The 520-nt window shown below is 67.5% G+C and carries 1 protein-coding gene; it reads left to right on the forward strand.

Features of this window, described 5'->3' with window-relative positions; all coding sequences use genetic code 11:
* The coding region (locus CSC62_RS17505) for a DNA-processing protein DprA (protein WP_211369042.1) at positions 1-520 on the forward strand (520 nt) is incomplete at both ends.

A 520-nucleotide genomic window follows, 5' to 3' on the forward strand; every position in this document is an offset into this window, starting at 1 on the left:
CGCGATGCCAGCGAGGACGATCTGGCGTTCACCATCGGCCTGGGCGGCATGATCGCTCTGCAGGGCCGCTCGGTGGTCACCGGCGGCGCACGGGGCGTCGATGAAGCGTCCATGCTCGGTGCACTGGAACGCGACGGCACCGTGATCGGCGTGCTGGCCGACAGCCTGTTGCGCACCAGCAACTCGGTCAAGTACCGCCGCGCCCTGATGGACAGGAATCTCGTCCTGGTGTCGCCCTTCAATCCCGAGGCGGGGTTCGATGTGGGCAATGCCATGGCCCGCAACAAGTACATCTACGCCCTGTCCGATGCCGCCGTCATCGTCAGCGCCACCGAAGGCAAGGGCGGCACCTGGAGCGGTGCGGTGGAAGCGCTGAAGCACGCCTGGGTGCCGCTGTGGGTCAAGCCGCATCGGGATGCGCGATCAGGCAATGCGGTGCTGGTCGGGATGGGCGCACGCTGGCTGGAGGACGGCGCAGCCATGACGTCGCTGGTGACCGGTGAGGAAACGGTGCAGGTGC

This window comes from Pseudoxanthomonas jiangsuensis (assembly GCF_010093185.1).
Classification (GTDB): domain Bacteria; phylum Pseudomonadota; class Gammaproteobacteria; order Xanthomonadales; family Xanthomonadaceae; genus Pseudoxanthomonas; species Pseudoxanthomonas jiangsuensis.